At 74.5% G+C, this 14,037-nt stretch carries 13 protein-coding genes; 6 read left to right on the top strand and 7 right to left on the bottom strand.

All coding sequences use genetic code 11. The annotated features are described in order from the left end of the window. Positions 1-26: 26 nt before the first annotated feature. From ACZ4M5_RS16615 to ACZ4M5_RS16600, 4 genes are all read right to left on the bottom strand, one after another. Entirely contained in the window at positions 27-1,055 is a 1,029-nt protein-coding gene (locus tag ACZ4M5_RS16615) for an LLM class flavin-dependent oxidoreductase (RefSeq protein ID WP_467737310.1), read from the bottom strand. An 81-nt stretch (positions 1,056-1,136) separates the two neighbouring features. Further along, positions 1,137-2,642, bottom strand: coding sequence for a metallophosphoesterase family protein (locus tag ACZ4M5_RS16610; protein WP_467737308.1), 1,506 nt, complete (start codon positions 2,640-2,642; stop codon positions 1,137-1,139). 76 nt (positions 2,643-2,718) lie between these two features. After that, entirely contained in the window at positions 2,719-3,474 is a 756-nt protein-coding gene (locus ACZ4M5_RS16605; RefSeq protein WP_467737306.1) for a dienelactone hydrolase family protein, read from the bottom strand. Between the two features lie 145 nt (positions 3,475-3,619). Continuing rightward, positions 3,620-4,240: an L-threonylcarbamoyladenylate synthase gene (locus ACZ4M5_RS16600; RefSeq protein ID WP_467737304.1), complete on the bottom strand. Its 621-nt coding sequence runs from the start codon at positions 4,238-4,240 to the stop codon at positions 3,620-3,622. A 162-nt stretch (positions 4,241-4,402) separates the two neighbouring features. Here ACZ4M5_RS16600 and ACZ4M5_RS16595 point away from each other — a divergent pair, with 162 nt between their 5' ends. Continuing rightward, on the top strand, positions 4,403-5,890 hold the full coding sequence (locus tag ACZ4M5_RS16595; protein ID WP_467737302.1) for a helix-turn-helix domain-containing protein: 1,488 nt from the start codon (positions 4,403-4,405) through the stop codon (positions 5,888-5,890). Between the two features lie 581 nt (positions 5,891-6,471). Then, positions 6,472-6,708 carry a hypothetical protein gene (locus ACZ4M5_RS16590; RefSeq protein WP_333930269.1) on the top strand — a complete coding sequence of 79 codons (237 nt, stop codon included), beginning with the start codon at positions 6,472-6,474 and terminating at the stop codon, positions 6,706-6,708. A 67-nt stretch (positions 6,709-6,775) separates the two neighbouring features. Here the strand turns inward: ACZ4M5_RS16590 and ACZ4M5_RS16585 are convergent, their stop codons facing one another. Beyond that, positions 6,776-7,255: a hypothetical protein gene (locus tag ACZ4M5_RS16585; protein ID WP_467737300.1), complete on the bottom strand. Its 480-nt coding sequence runs from the start codon at positions 7,253-7,255 to the stop codon at positions 6,776-6,778. Between the two features lie 218 nt (positions 7,256-7,473). Here ACZ4M5_RS16585 and ACZ4M5_RS16580 point away from each other — a divergent pair, with 218 nt between their 5' ends. Then, positions 7,474-9,132 (top strand): catalase, encoded by a 1,659-nt coding sequence (locus ACZ4M5_RS16580; protein WP_467737298.1) that lies wholly within the window; start codon positions 7,474-7,476, stop codon positions 9,130-9,132. Between the two features lie 4 nt (positions 9,133-9,136). On the opposite strand, the gene ACZ4M5_RS16575 is transcribed toward ACZ4M5_RS16580, so the two are convergent. Then, positions 9,137-9,991: a fructosamine kinase family protein gene (locus ACZ4M5_RS16575; protein WP_467737296.1), complete on the bottom strand. Its 855-nt coding sequence runs from the start codon at positions 9,989-9,991 to the stop codon at positions 9,137-9,139. A gap of 992 nt (positions 9,992-10,983) precedes the next feature. Here ACZ4M5_RS16575 and ACZ4M5_RS16570 point away from each other — a divergent pair. Further along, positions 10,984-11,307 (top strand): hypothetical protein, encoded by a 324-nt coding sequence (locus ACZ4M5_RS16570; protein ID WP_467737294.1) that lies wholly within the window; start codon positions 10,984-10,986, stop codon positions 11,305-11,307. Between the two features lie 45 nt (positions 11,308-11,352). Here ACZ4M5_RS16570 and ACZ4M5_RS16565 read toward each other — a convergent pair whose 3' ends face one another. After that, complete coding sequence (locus ACZ4M5_RS16565) at positions 11,353-12,024, bottom strand: hypothetical protein (RefSeq protein ID WP_467737292.1); 672 nt, start codon at positions 12,022-12,024, stop codon at positions 11,353-11,355. 199 nt (positions 12,025-12,223) lie between these two features. Here ACZ4M5_RS16565 and ACZ4M5_RS16560 point away from each other — a divergent pair, with 199 nt between their 5' ends. Together ACZ4M5_RS16560 and ACZ4M5_RS16555 are read left to right on the top strand one after the other, a co-directional pair. Beyond that, positions 12,224-12,751, top strand: coding sequence for a hypothetical protein (locus ACZ4M5_RS16560; RefSeq protein WP_467737290.1), 528 nt, complete (start codon positions 12,224-12,226; stop codon positions 12,749-12,751). Positions 12,752-13,047: 296 nt separating this feature from the next. After that, on the top strand, positions 13,048-14,013 hold the full coding sequence (locus ACZ4M5_RS16555; protein ID WP_467737288.1) for an NAD-dependent epimerase/dehydratase family protein: 966 nt from the start codon (positions 13,048-13,050) through the stop codon (positions 14,011-14,013). Positions 14,014-14,037 lie beyond the last annotated feature (24 nt).

Below are 14,037 nucleotides of genomic sequence, written 5' to 3'. Positions count from 1 at the left end.
CACGGGGTCACCGCGGCCGGCGGGGCTCAGCCCCTCGGCTGCCGGCCGAGGGCCGGGCCCAGGTGGGTGGCCAGGTCGGTCAGGATCTGCACGTAGTCCTCGTGGGCGAAGGTGAAGGGGAGCGCGAAGGCGACCTCGTCGACCTCGCGGAACGCGGCGTGCGCGTGGAGGCGTTCGGCGATCAGCGCCGACGGGCCCACCAGGTCCGGCGCGAACAGCAGGCGGGCCGGGCCCTGCGGGGACGTGGTGCGCGCAGTGCGCCGGGCGGCGTACTCCTCGTAGCGGGCGCGCTGAGCGGGGGTCGCCGAGTCCGTCGGGATGACCACCAGCCCCTGCGAGACCCGGGCCGCCTCACCGTCGGGGTGGGCGGCGCGGAACGCCCGGATCTGGGCGAGCTGGATCGCCGCGAAGTCGTAAGGACCCTGCGTGTCCCCGGCCTTCACCACGCTGCTGGTGAGGAGGTTCATCCCGTGCTCGCCCGCCCAGCGGGCCGAGCGCAGGCTGCCGCCGCCGTACCACATGCGGCGGCCCAGCCCGGGGGAGTGCGGCTGGACACGGTCGGAGAAGACCTCGAAGCCCTCCACCCCGCTGAAGTCCGTGGCAGGCTTGCCGCGGACGAAGTCCAGCAGCCGCTCCACGCGGCCGTAGCCGAAGTCCTCCGCCTCGGCCGTGTCCGGATACAGGGCGTCCTTGACCTGCTCGAAGTGCGCCGGCGGCCCCACACTGACACCCGGGTTGAGCCGCCCGCCGGACAGCAGGTCGACCGTGGCCAGGTTCTCGGCCAGCCGCAGCGGGTTCTCCCAGGCCAGCGGGATGACCGCCGTGCCCAGCTCGATCCGGCGGGTGCGCTGGGAGGCGGCCGACAGGACGGCGACGGGGGAGGAGATGCCGTACTGCAGGTGGCGGTGGCGCACCCAGGCGCTGTCGAAGCCGAGCCGCTCACCGAGCTCGATGATCTCCAGGGTGGACTCGTGACCCCGGCGCGGGTCCGCCTCGTCGAACAGCCCGATGGTCAAGAAGCCCAGCTTCCGCAGCGGTCGTGAGGTCGGTGGCACGGGCCCTCCGTCGTCGCTCGCTCGATGGCTCACGGCAGTGGCAACCCCGGTCGTCACCACCGTGTTCCCGCCCTCCGCGGATCAGCGCAGCGGGATCGTCACCTCGTCCTCGACCGGCGGGGCGAGTTCCTGCGCCCGGTTGCCCGTCGCCGCGTGGCAGCGCAGGCGGACCGACTCCGGGGAGACGTCCAGGCGCAGGAAGCACTTGAAGAAGGGCGGGCTGTACGTCGCCGAGCCCGGCGAGAACAACGACGTGTAGATCTTGCGCACCGGCAGCCGGAACCGCCGGGCCCGGTCGGGGCGGCGGCCCGTGCCGAGCAGCCCGGCGACCAGCCGCACCCGCCGGGTCACCTTCACCGGGGCGCCCTGCGAGCGCGTGGGCGGGATGCCCAGGCGCTCGGCGATCACGGCCGTCGCCTCTGCCTCGGTGAGGGTGAAGAAGCGCGGCAGGCGCAACCGCCGGCCGTAGAGACGGCTGTAGAAGGCCAGCGAGTCGCCGCGCAGCGGGTAGCAGCGGAAGTCCCGCTCGGTGACGCCGGCGACGTCGACGCGGGGAATGGTGTGGGTGGCGTGCATGAACGCCCCGCCGCCGCCCGCGACGACGTACTGCAGGGTGCGCCCGTCGTCCAGCCGGACCGGATAGCGCTGGTAGTTGTGGATGTCGCCGCCGATCGCCGCGACGTAGTGGTGCGCCGGGTCGCGGACGATGTCGTCGACGGTGCCGCCGCCCTCGACGGCGCACGGCTCGCGCCGCCCGTCGACGTACAGCGGCGAGCCGGTGACCAGGATCTTCGGGCGGGGCCCGCGGGAGACCTCGCGCAGCCAGGCCCCCTGCTCGGCGTCGAGGGTGCCGAGCAGGCCGGTGTCGATGCCGACGATCCGCACCGGTCCCGCGTCGATCGCCCAGTACGGGCCCGGCTGCACGGCCTGCTGGGCGGGTGCGGAGCGCAGCGCCCGCGCCTCGTCCAGCCGTTGGCCGTCCCCGGGGCGCGGCCGGTGCCAGAGCAGGGAGCGCAGCCAGGCGCGGGTCAGCGGACGCGGCCGGGGCTCGGGCGGAAGGGCGGGCGCGTCGTCGCAGAAGACCCGCATGAAGCCGTCGAGGTCCTCGTACCAGTCGTGGTTGCCGGGTATCGCGTAGATCGGCGCCGGGTAGTCGCGGTACGGGCGGAAGAACTTCGGGCCGTAGTCGTCCGCGCTGCCCACCGGGTAGACGACGTCACTGGCCAGGACCGCGAAGCGGGTGTCCCGGCCGGCGCTCAACAGCCCGGGCACGACGGCGTACTGAGGGTCGTCGCCCTCCCCGGTGTCGCCGATGACCAGGAACGAGAAGCGGTCCGGGTCGTCGCGCCGGATCACCTTGTCGGCCGGGGCGCCGGCGGCGGCCCGTTGCGCCACCCAGCGGCTGCGGGTCCGGCCGGTGGGATCGCCGAACCAGGAGGCCAGGACGCCGTTGCGGGCGACCCACAGCATCCTCGGGTCCAGCCAGGAGATCTTCTCCGTCTTCGGCGGCATCAGCTGCTGGTAGGCGCCCCGTTCGGCACTGCCCCAGCCGGCGCCCTCGGCGGTATCGCGTGAGGAGTCGGACACCGGTGCACGGTAACAACCCCGCCGGGAGCGGGAGATGGGCGGGGCGCGACTCCCGCCGCACGCGGCCGGGCCGGGGTCAGAACGTGCGCTTGAGCAGGTCCAGCAGTGCCGACCAGTGCCGCTCGTCGCCCTCCCGGTGGTACGCCGCCGTGTCGGCCTGCGTGAAGCCGTGCGGGGCGCCCGTGTACACCTCGCACCGGTGGCGGACGCCGGCCTCGGTCAGGGCCCGCTCCAGACGGTCGATCTGCTCGGGCGGCAGGGAGTGGTCCTGGTCGGCGTGGCCGAAGTACAGCTCGGCGGTGACGTCGCCGGCCACCAGATGGGGGCTGTCGGGCTTGTCCGTCGCCAGCCGTCCGCCGTGGAAGCCGGCCGCGGCGGCCACCCGCTCCGGGAAGGTCCCGGCGGTGAGCAGGGAGAGGCGGGCGCCCATGCAGTAGCCGGTCAGGGCGACGGGGCCGTAGGCGACCGCGGGCGACGCGGCCAGCCACCGCAGGAAGGCGTCGGCGTCCCGCATGGCCCGCTCGTTGGTCAGGGCCTGCATGACCGGCATGATCTGCTCGAACGTGCCCGGCCGCGCCTGCGGGTCGATGAAGTCGGGCAGGTCGAACAGCGGGGCGCGGCCCGCCCGGTAGAACAGGTTGGGCACCAGCACCGTGTACCCCTCGCCGGCCAGCCGGTCGGCCATGGAGCGCAGTTGCGGACGCAGGCCGAAGGCGTCCATGAAGAGCAGGACCGCCGGGTGGGCGGCCCCGTCGCCGGGCCGGGCCAGGTAGGCGTCGGCGGTGCCGTCCTCGGTGGGGATGTCGACGGCGGTTCCCTGTACGGCGGTCATGGCGGGCTGCCTTTCTGCGGGGGTGGCGGGCCGGAACCCGTCCGCGTGACCGGGCGGATCATGGTCATCGTGGCACGCGCGGTTCCGGGGCAATTCGCCCACCCCCGCCATAAGGTTGAACCGTGAACGGCCCTTGGTTCGCGCTTTACTCGAACCGCGCGGGGTCACCCGCCCCGTACCGCACGATCTCCGCCTCGCCACCGGAGAAGTCGACGACCGTCGTCGGCTCGGTGCCGCAGTCGCCGGAGTCGACGACCCCGTCCAGCACGTGGTCGAGCAGGTCCTTGATCTCCCAGCCCTGCGTCATCGGCTCGTCCTCGCCGGGCAGCAGCAGGGTGCTCGACAGCAGCGGCTCACCGAGCTCGGCGAGCAGCGCCTGCGTGACGACGTGGTCGGGGATGCGCACGCCCACCGTCTTCTTCTTGGGGTGCTGCAGCATCCGCGGCACCTCCCTCGTCGCGGGCAGGATGAACGTGTAGCTGCCCGGCGTGGACGCCTTGATCGCGCGGAACACGTCGTTGTCGATCCGCACGAACTGCCCGAGCTGCGCGAAGTCCTGGCACACCAGCGTGAAGTGGTGCCGGTCGTCCAGCTTGCGGATCGAGCGGATCCGGTCGATGCCGTCGCGGCTGCCCAGACGGCAGCCCAGTGCGTAACAGGAGTCCGTGGGGTAGGCGACAAGGGCGTCCGCGCGGATGCTGTCGGCGATCTGGCCGATGGTGCGCGGCTGGGGGTTGTCGGGGTGCACGTCGTAGTACTTCGCCATCTGCCGAGCTTAAGCCGCGCGCACGGGCCGCAGGCGCAGGGGCCGGAGCCGGACCCGCGGGGGCCGGGCCCGCCGGCGCCGCCGGGACGGCCCGGCACCCGTCGGGTAACGTCCGCGGCCGGTGTGCCGGACGGCGGCACGAGCAGCGAGGGGAGGGCCGAGGTGACCGGCCGTGAGAACGGGACGGGAGGGACGGCGACCGGCGCCGAGGGGGCGTGGGCGGCGCAGCTCCTGGAGCATCTGCGACCCGCCGGCCGCGACGTGCGCAGGGTCGTCGCCTGGCTCTCCGGCACGCTGGACGCCGCTGTCGCCCTCCAGGACGACGCCGGGAACCTGATGGCCGGCGACCGGCTGCCGCTCGACGGCGGCCTCGTCGCGGACGTCGTCGCCGGCCGGATCGCCTCCGCCGCCTGGCAGAGCCGGGAGCGTCATCTGCGCCTGGTCCGGGTGGAGCACGCCGCACGGTCCTGTGTCCTGGCCGTCTCCCGCGCGGCGCCCTTCGACCGGCGGGCCTCCGACGCCGTCACGCACACCGCCCAGGTGATCGGCCTGCTGCTGACCGCGCACGAGTCGGCCGCGGCCGGACAGCGGCTCCGGAGGGCCACCTCCGACCTGCGTCTGGCGATCCTTCAGCTGCTCATGGTGGAGGACACCGTCGCCGCCCGCCGCGTCGCCGCCGGTCTGTGGCCGGGGCTGCTCGACGCCGACACGGCGTGCGTCTACGTCGTGGAGTCCGCGCCCTCCGCCCGCGACCGCGTCGCCCAGGAGTGCCTGGACCGCACCGGCGAGAAGGCCCTCGTCGTCCGGTGCCCCGCCATGTCGGGCCACGTCATCGTCGTCAGCCCCCGGGACACCGCCGCCGGTGCGCTGCGGTCCCTGGTCGCCGGGCACCGCGACCTGTTCCTCGGCGGCAGCGTCCGCCAGAGCCTCGCCCGGACCGCGACCGCCTACGGGCAGGCCGTCAGCGCCCTGGCGGTGGCGCACTTCCGACCGGACAAGACGGCCGTCTACGCCGAGCGCACCCACCCCGAGCGCCTGATGGACCCCGAGCTGCTGCGCGGCTGGACGGCCCGGGCACTGCGCCCGCTGGACGCGCTGCCGCACCACACCCGCGCCGAGCTCCTCGCCACCAACCGGCTGGGCCTGGAGTTCACCGCCGTCAACGCCGCCAAGGTCCTCGGCGTGAGCCGCAACACCGTCCGTGCCCGCATGGAACGGGTGGAGAACCTGCTCGGCGCGGACTTCACCGGCCTCGCGGCCCGGGCCGTCGTCCACCTGGCGGTCAACACGCGGATCGGCCTGCCCGACAGCCACACGGCCGACGGCTCCCGGGGGCGCGCAGCGCTGCTCGCCGACCTGCTGTCCGGCCCCGCCCTGCGCACCTGGGCGCGGGACCTGCTCGGACGGCTGGACGCCGACGCCCGCAACCCGCGCCGCACCCTGCGCGCCTGGATCGCCGCGGGCGGCAACGCCGAGCGGGCCGCCCAGGCGCTCGGCATGCACGCGCAGACCGTGCGCGAGCACGTCCGCAGCGCCGAACCGGTCCTGGAGCGCCGGCTGCTCACCTCGGGCACGGACCTGTACGAGGTCGTCCTCGCCCACCTGGCCGTGGGCGAGCTCGAGCTGCCGGTGTTCGGGGCGTCCGCCTGAGCGGCGTGCCCGGCGGGCGGGCAGCAGGCCGGACCGGCGCCCGGCGAAGCCGTGCAAAACGGGCGCGGCTGTGCACAGGTGAGTCCGCTGCGGTGCTCGATGGGCACCGCGACGATTCACAAGGCCGCCGTCCGGCACGTAGGTTCGGGGCACCGCGGGGGCACGACCGGAACGGGGGACCGGTCGCGCTCCCGCGAGGCGCGATCCGACTCTCGCGGCGCGGTCTTCGGTCCCGCGGCGCGATCGTCAGTCCCCGGGCCGTACCGGGATCTCCTGCCAGCCGAAGGCGATGAACGGCGGCGCCGTCGCGGCTCCTCGTCGCCCGGCGCGAGCCGCAGGCAGGGCAAGCGGCCGAACAGGGCGGGCATCGCGACCGGCGGGCGCTTCTGTGGCCAACGCCGGAATTGCCGTGCTGACGGGGGGAGTTGGTGTTCCGTGCCGGTCTGCACGTGGCCGCGGCCGTCCCGGGGGGGCGATGACCGGAACATGCCCCTGAGTCCGGGCTGCGGTCCGTGTGCACTCCCGGTGGCCGGGTACCCGGTCGCCCCGAAGAGGTCCGCTCCACGGAGAAGGAGGTCCGCATGACCAGCGAGTCGGAGACCGGCGGTGCGACCGGTACGCAGGACAAGGACTACAACCTGATCTGGTACGTCGAGGCGTGCCTGAGCAACGCCCTGCGGCTGGAGAGCTACATCCAGGACGCGGAGCGTGCCAAGGACACCGAGGTCGCGGATCTGTTCCGCAAGGCGCAGGCGGACAGCCGCAAGGGAGCCGAGCTGGGCAAGCAGCTGCTGCGCAGCCGCCTGGCCGAAGGCTGAGTCACGACGCGCGCGAGAAGGCCCGGACCTCTCGAGGGTCCGGGCCTTCTCATGGGCGCGGGCGGGCTCAGCCCGCGAGGACCCGGCCGTCCTGCACGACGTAGTGCGCGGGCTCGGAGCAGCCGAGGGAGGGGGTCAGCAGCAGGCTGACCGTCAGCGGCGCCGGCTCGGTGCCCGCGGTCGAGAACGCGCACACGGCGCCCCTGCCCGTCAGCGGGTACCAGAACCAGCCGTCGGTCTCGCCGACGGTCACGCGGTCCGACTCCTTCCAGGTGCCCCCGGACTGCGTGTAGACCTGCAGCCGCACCGAGGCGGCGTACTCGTCCTGCGTCGAGCGCAGCGCGGTGAGAGTGATCTTGTAGTCGGACCCGACGACGGACGAGGCGATCTGCTGCGCTTGCTGCTTCTGCTTCTGCTTCTGTTGCTGCTGCTGGACGGCGGTGCCGGCGGTGGAGGCACCGGCCCCGGCGGCACTGAGAGCGGCCGCCATCAGGACGGTGAGGCCGACGGCCGTGCCGCGGCGCAGACGAGTACGGTCCGAGCTCATGTGTTCCCCCGTGGAACGAGTTGGGACGAAGGCGGTCGTTCGGTCAGGAAGACACCAGGCACCGGCCGAAGGTTGTACGGACCCGGTCGGTTCACCCGAAAAGAGGACGTGAGTGACCCGCCGACGGCGGGTACCCGGCCCGTCCCGCCATGATCGGCGGCGGCCGCCCCCGGGCACGACCCGGCCGCCCCGGTCTCCAGCCGAAGGAGCCCCACCACATGACGGACGTATCCGGGACCGGCCCCGCACCGGGCGACGACCGCAAGGTACTGACCAACCGGCAGGGCCATCCGGTCTACGACAACCAGAACCAGCGCACCGTCGGCGCCCGTGGCCCGGCCACGCTGGAGAACTACCAGTTCCTCGAGAAGATCAGCCACTTCGACCGCGAACGCATCCCCGAGCGGGTCGTCCACGCGCGCGGCGTCACCGCCTACGGCTACTTCGAGGCGTACGGGACGTGGGGCGACGAGCCGATCTCCCGCTACACCCGCGCCAAGCTCTTCCAGGAGCAGGGCAAGCGCACCGACCTCGCCGTCCGCTTCTCCACCGTCATCGGCGGGCGGGACTCCTCCGAGGCGGCGCGCGACCCGCGCGGCTTCGCGGTGAAGTTCTACACCGAGGACGGCAACTGGGACCTGGTCGGCAACAACCTCGGCGTCTTCTTCATCCGCGACGCCATCAAGTTCCCGGACGTCATCCACGCCCTCAAGCCCGACCCGGTGACCTTCGAGCAGCAGCCCCGGCGCATCTTCGACTTCATGTCGCAGACGCCCGAGGCCATGCACATGCTGGTCAACCTGTTCAGCCCGCGTGGCATCCCGGCCGACTACCGGCACATGCAGGGCTTCGGCGTGAACACCTACAAGTGGGTCAACGCCGAGGGTGAGACCAAGCTCGTCAAGTACCACTGGATGCCCAAGCAGGGCGTGCGCAGCATGACCGAGGAGGACGCGGCCAACGTCCAGGCCGACTCCCTCGGTCACGCCACCAAGGACCTGTACGAGGCGGTGGAGCGCGGTGAGTACCCCGAGTGGGAGCTGCTCGTCCAGATGATGGACGACCACGACCACCCCGAGCTGGACTTCGACCCGCTGGACGACACCAAGACCTGGCCCGAGCAGGACTTCCCGCCGAAGCCGGTCGGCCGGATGGTGCTCGACCGCATGCCGAAGGACTTCTTCGCCGAGAACGAGCAGATCTCCTTCGGCACCGGTGTCCTCGTCGACGGGCTGGACTTCTCCGACGACAAGATGCTCGTCGGCCGGACCTTCTCGTACAGCGACACCCAGCGCTACCGGGTCGGGCCGAACTACCTGCAACTGCCCGTCAACCAGGCCAGGAACGCCGAGGTGCGCACCAACCAGCGCGACGGGCAGATGGCGTACCACCAGGACGGCGGCGGCGAGAACCCCCACGTCAACTACGAGCCGTCGATCACCGGCGGCCTGCGCGAGGCGCAGTACCCGACCCACGACGAGCAGGGCCCCGAGATCGTCGGCCGGCTGACCCGCAAGCGCATCCCGCGCACGAACGACTACCTGCAGGCCGGTCAGCGCTACCTGCTCCTGGAGGACTGGGAGCGCGACGACCTGGTGAAGAACTTCGTCAACCAGCTGTCGCAGTGCGACCGGGCGGTGCAGGAGCGCATGGTCTGGCACTTCCTGCTGGTCGAGAACGACCTCGGTCTGCGGGTCGGCGAGGGACTGGGCATCGGCCCGGAGGACGTGGCGGACCTGGAGCCGCTGGCGAGCCAGGACCTCACCGACGAGGACCGCGAGCGCCTGTCCAACCTCGGCAAGAACAAGCCGCGGGACGTCGAGGGGCTCACGATGACCCACTGCGTCCCGGACGAGCGGCATGTCGTGACGCGGTGACCGGTCAGCCCGCGAGGGCCGCGCGGGCCGCGGACAGGGCCTGCTCCGCGTAGCCCCGGCCGAACAGCACGGCGTGCACCAGCAGCGGGAACAGCTGGTGCACGCCGACGCGCGCCGTCCAGCCCTCCGCGAGCGGTGCCACCTGCTGGTAACCGGCCAGCACCGCGTCCAGGTGCGGGCAGCCGAACAGGCGCAGCATCGCCAGATCGGTCTCACGGTGCCCGCCGTGCGCGGCCGGGTCGATCAGCCGGACGTGCCCGTCGGCCCCCCAGAGCACGTTGCCGTTCCACAGGTCGCCGTGCAGTCGCGCGGGTGGCTCGGCGGGGCCCGCCAGCGCGGGCAGCCGCTCGCACAGCCGCTCCACGACGGCCGCCTCCCCGGACCGGACCGTGCCCTCGTCGACGGCCCGGCGCAGGTACGGCAGCACACGCTGCCCGGCGTACCAGCGGGGCCAGTCGTCATCGGGGTCGTTGCGCATCGGGGCGAGCCCGATGAACGCCTCCGCCGGACCGCCCGGCGGCGGCGCGCCGAACGCCGGCGCCCCGGCGGCGTGCAGCCGGGCCAGCCCCTGCCCGAAGCGGACGGCCGCCTCCCGGCTCGGCAGGCCCTCGGCGACCCGGTCGACGACCAGCCGGTCGCCCTCGTAGCCGTGCACCACCGGCACGCGCACGCCGCCCGCGTCGGCGAGCCAGCGCAGCCCCGCCGCCTCGGCCCGTGCCGCGCCGGGTCCCGGCGCCCGCTTCACGACCACCACCCGCCCGTCGTCGAGGGTGGCCTCGGTGAGATCCCCCGACATCGGCCGCCACGCGCTCACGGCCCGGCCGGTGAGCCGGGCCACGACATCGGTCCGGGCGGTCATCCGCGCTCCTCCTGCTCCTCGCGACGCGGTGCAAGATCGCCACCCAGCGTACGACCCCGACGCCACCCCGGCCTTGCGGCGTCGCCCCGCCTTCCGGCTCCGCCGCCGGCTCCCGGCCTCGCCCCGGCCTTGCGGCCTCGCCTCGCCCTCCGGCCTCGCCCCGGCCTTGCGGCCTCGCCTCGCCCTCCGGCCTCGCCCTGGCTTTGCGGCCTCGCCTCGCCCTCCGGCTCCGCCGCCGGCTCCCGGCCTCGCCCCGGCCTAACGGCACCGCCGCCGGCTCCTAACGGCACTGCCGCCGGTTCCCGGCCTCGCCCCGGCCTTGCGGCCTCGCCGCGGCTCCCGGCCTCGCCGCTGGCTCCCCGCCTCGCCCCGGCTTTGCGGCCTTGCCCCGTCCTCCGGCACCGCCGCTGGCTCTCGGCCGCCCCGGCCTAACGGCACTGCCGCCGGTTCCCGGCCTCGCCCCGGCCTTGCGGCCTCGCCGCGGCTCCCGGCCTCGCCGCTGGCTCCCCGCCTCGCCCCGGCTTTGCGGCCTTGCCCCGTCCTCCGGCACCGCCGCTGGCTCTCGGCCGCCCCGGCCTAACGGCACTGCCGCCGGTTCCCGGCCTCGCCCCGGCCTTGCGGCCTTGCTCCGTCCTCCGGCACTGCCGCCGGCTCCCGGCCTCGCCCCGGCTTTGCGGCCTCGCCCCGCCCTCCGGCACCCCCGCCGGCTCCCGGCCTCGCCCCGGCTCCCGGCCTCGCCCCGGCTTTGCGGCCTCGCCCCGGCTTTGCGGCCTCGCCCCGGCCTAGCGGCACCGCCGTCAGCCCCCGGCAGCCGAGCCCCGGGCGCCAGGCCGTTCATGGCCACCGCGACGCGTCCGGCCCACCGGCCCGCCGCCGCACTCGACTTGGCGGTGTCGCGCGGCGCGGGGACATTCGCCACGCGGCGTCACGCGGGACGGTGAAAAGCCGCCGCGCGCCGACAGAGCCGGCCGCCGCCGGGGGAGCAGTGGCTCATGACGAGTTCACCGTTCCAGCGCACCATCGCCCTGCCCGCCCCGGTGTGCGAACAGGCCGCCCAGTACCTGGAGCAGGCCGCGCAGCGGACCATCGACGGCGCGGCGGTTCCCCTGAAGGCGTTCCGCGCGGCGGCCGACAGCGACTTCATCCTGCCGCTCTCGGTGGTCGAGCAGGCGGCGGCCTGCCTGCTGGTGCTGGCCACCGAGACCGCCCAGAGCGTCCCGTCCTCCGCGCTGCGCGCCACCATCAGCGTCGCCCTGCGGCTGCGTGACGCCGTGGACCTGGCCCACCAACCCGCCCTGAGCAGCCGCTTCTGGTGAACGGCACGGCGCCCACTCGCGCCGGGCCGGTGGCCGGCGGTGCCGTCACGGGGCCGCTGCCGCCGCCCCGCCGTCGTCCGCCACCGCCACCTGGGTGGTGACCCGGACCAGGCAGGGCCCCCGGGGCGCCGAGCCCGGGCCGAACCGTACGGGAGGCTCCACCGGAGCGAGCGGGCCGAGGTCCACTCCGTCGTAGTCGGCGCTCGCCGAGGTGATCCGGTGGAGGTCGCGGGCGCCGTACCACTGGTGCCGTCCGGCCCGGACGCTGCCATGGGTGCCCGCCCCCAGCAGCAGGCGGGCGGGCCGGTCCCACAGGGCGATCCACCCCCGCCGTACGGCAAGAGCGGGCGGCACCGCGCGCAGCGCGAGGCCCGGCAGGCCCCGGCGTCCGGTGCCGAACCGCAGGGCGAGCGGCGGGGCGGTCACCGACCAGTGCCGCCGACCGGTCACGCGTACGTCCACCGGCACCACGCGCACCTCGTCGAAGACGTACAGGCCGGCGATGAAGTCGGCCGTCTCCCGCGTGGGCGCCAGCAGCAGCCGCCGCCCGTCGGCCCCCTCGAACATCACGTCGCTGAACGGCCCGAACGGCGAGTCCGCCCAATGGCCGAGCACCGCACGCGCCCCGGACGTCGTACCGACCCCCGCGATCCAGCCGTCGAAACGCAACAGGCGCGTCGACGGCCGGGCGCGGCCCGCGGTTGTCTCGCTGGACACGGCGGCCGGGTGCCCGGGCCCCGCCGCGCCGAAACGGACCGCGCGGCCGGAGGGCCCTGTGCCTCGCCCGGCGGCCCGGTACGACCCCCGCGCTGTGGCCGAGACCACAGCACGGAGGAGGCCCGCGTCACGTCCCGGCGCGGGAGGCGGCGGCTACCGTCGACGACCAGTTCCCGCCCCCTTCGTCCGGACGGCCGCAGTGCACGCAGATCTCTCCCCCGTCATAGCGGCGACCGCGCAGTGGCTGCGCCGCGCCTTCCCCGCCTCCGGCGGCGCGCTGGCGTCCGCCCTGTGCGAGGTCCAGGCCCGCCAGGCCGTCACGGTCGCGGCCTGGCTGAGGTACCCCACCGAGATGGACGTCGCCCTCGTCGGCATCGCCGGCCCCGGCGGCTCCGCCCGGCTGGACCGGGTGACCGGCGCGCACACCGTCCTGGACGACGACGAGGACGCGCACGCCTGGCGCACCTGGGTGGACGAGGTCGTCGCCAGCTGGGCGGCCTGCCTGCTCGCCGACCCGGAGCTGGCGGGCCGGGCGGTCGCCGCCCTCGCCGGCGGCATGCACGCCGACGGCTCACCGGCCGCGTTCCGGCGGCTCGTCGCCCCCGACGAGGGTGACCGCAGCGCCGCCGCGCTGTTGCGCCATCCCGACCTGGTCGCGCCCGTGGCCGAACTGCACCAGGCGCAGCTGACCGACCGTCTCGCCCCGGGCCGCACCCTGATCGGCTGAACCGTCCGCCGCCACCACCGCCCGGGGGCGCCGCACACCGGTGCTCCCCACTGAGCCGCCGCGCACCGGCTGCTCCCACTGGACCGCCGCGCGCCCCGGCCACCCGGCGCGAGCTGCGCCGACGCCCGGACGGGCGCCCCTCCTCACTCCGCGTGATTCACCGGTTCGCCGTAAGCGACCGTGCCGGACGCCGACCGCCGACGGACGCTGGTCACAGGCTCGACGGCCCCGGACCCCACGGCCCCGGGCGCGATGTCGCGCCGGGCAGTGCCGCCGCTGACGGAGGGAACCGACCCATGACCACCGCCTTCTCACGGAACTGGAAACACGCCGTCGTGACCGGCGGTGCCGGGTTCGTCGGCTCCCACCTGTGCGCCGCCCTGCTGGACGCGGGCGCGGAGGTCACCTGCGTGGACGACTTCAGCACCGGCCGTCCCGAGAACATCACGCCGCTGCTCGACCGGCCCGGCTTCACCCTGGTGCAGGCGAACGTCGCCGAGGGCCTGCGCATCAAACGCCCGCCGGACCTCGTCCTGCACTTCGCCTCCCCGGCGTCCCCGGCGGACTACCTGCGGCTGCCGCTGCACACCATGGAGACGGGCAGTTCCGGCACCCGCAACGCCCTGGAGCTCGCCCACTCCTGCGAGGCCCGCTTCGTCCTCGCCTCGACCTCCGAGGTGTACGGCGACCCGCAGCAGAACCCGCAGGACGAGCGCTACTGGGGCAACGTCAACCCCGTCGGCCCGCGCAGCGTCTACGACGAGGCCAAACGCTTCGGCGAGGCGCTGACCACCGCCCACGCCGAGACCCACGGCACCGACACCTGCATCGTGCGGCTGTTCAACACCTACGGCCCCCGGATGCGCGGCCACGACGGCCGCGCCGTGCCGACGTTCGTCCGGCAGGCCTTGGCCGGCGAGCCCCTCACCGTGACCGGCGACGGCCGGCAGACCCGGTCGCTGTGCTTCGTCGACGACACCGTGCGCGGCATCCTCGCCGCGGCCGCCCACGGCATGCGCGGCCCGGTCAACATCGGCAACCCCGGCGAGATCGCCATGCTCGACCTGGCGCGTCTGGTCGTCGAACTCGCCGGATCCCCCTCGGAGATCCGCTACATCGAACGCCCGGTGGACGACCCGGCCGTGCGCTGCCCGGACATCACCCTGGCCCGCGACAAGCTGGGCTGGGAGCCGCAGGTGCGCGCCGAGGAAGGACTGCGGCGCACCATCGCCTGGTTCCGCGAGCACGAAGCGGACGCCTGAGCCCGCGGCCCCTGTCGCCCCGCC

This window comes from Streptomyces sp. NPDC026246 (assembly GCF_055567995.1).
Note: the sequence above shows the minus strand (reverse complement) of the source record. Positions and strands in the feature narration are given on the sequence as shown.

Bases quoted from the DNA above. Each gene is read 5' to 3' on its own strand.
- ACZ4M5_RS16590 (WP_333930269.1), top strand. From the start codon at position 6,472: ATGACCAGCGAGTCGGAGACCGGCGGTGCGACCGGTACGCAGGACAAG.
- ACZ4M5_RS16555 (WP_467737288.1), top strand. From the start codon at position 13,048: ATGACCACCGCCTTCTCACGGAACTGGAAACACGCCGTCGTGACCGGC.
- ACZ4M5_RS16580 (WP_467737298.1), top strand. From the start codon at position 7,474: ATGACGGACGTATCCGGGACCGGCCCCGCACCGGGCGACGACCGCAAG.
- ACZ4M5_RS16605 (WP_467737306.1), bottom strand. From the start codon at position 3,474: ATGACCGCCGTACAGGGAACCGCCGTCGACATCCCCACCGAGGACGGC.
- ACZ4M5_RS16575 (WP_467737296.1), bottom strand. From the start codon at position 9,991: ATGACCGCCCGGACCGATGTCGTGGCCCGGCTCACCGGCCGGGCCGTG.
- ACZ4M5_RS16570 (WP_467737294.1), top strand. From the start codon at position 10,984: ATGACGAGTTCACCGTTCCAGCGCACCATCGCCCTGCCCGCCCCGGTG.
- ACZ4M5_RS16585 (WP_467737300.1), bottom strand. From the start codon at position 7,255: ATGAGCTCGGACCGTACTCGTCTGCGCCGCGGCACGGCCGTCGGCCTC.
- ACZ4M5_RS16600 (WP_467737304.1), bottom strand. From the start codon at position 4,240: ATGGCGAAGTACTACGACGTGCACCCCGACAACCCCCAGCCGCGCACC.